This window comes from Nonomuraea rhodomycinica (assembly GCF_013363995.1).
In the GTDB taxonomy this organism is placed as follows: Bacteria; Actinomycetota; Actinomycetes; order Streptosporangiales; family Streptosporangiaceae; genus Nonomuraea; species Nonomuraea rhodomycinica.
The window spans coordinates 1-281 of the sequence record NZ_JABWGO010000084.1; the positions used below are offsets into that span (position 1 = coordinate 1).

Consider the following 281-nt stretch of genomic DNA (forward strand, 5'->3'; position numbering starts at 1 on the left):
GAACGCCCGGCTGGCACGCGCCCTGTGAGGGACGGGCCCCGCTGGAGGGCCGCGCTCCGCTGGAGGGGCGTGCTCCGCTGGACGGACGGGCGGAGGGCCGGCCGGACGGCTTGCCCGTGGGGTCGCCCGTCGTCCTGCCGGTGGGGGCGGCGGTGGCCTTGCCGGTCGGCGTGGCGGTGGGCCGGCCGGTGGGTGCGGGGCTCGCCCCGGGGTCGGCGGGGCCGGCGGTGGGTCCGGTGGTGGGTCCCGCCGTGGGCTCGGTGGTCGAGGGCCTGGTGGGG

At 82.2% G+C, this 281-nt stretch carries 1 protein-coding gene; it reads left to right on the plus strand.

The window, feature by feature from the left end:
- The coding region (locus tag HT134_RS45080; protein ID WP_217709117.1) for a hypothetical protein at positions 1–281 on the plus strand (281 nt) is incomplete at both ends.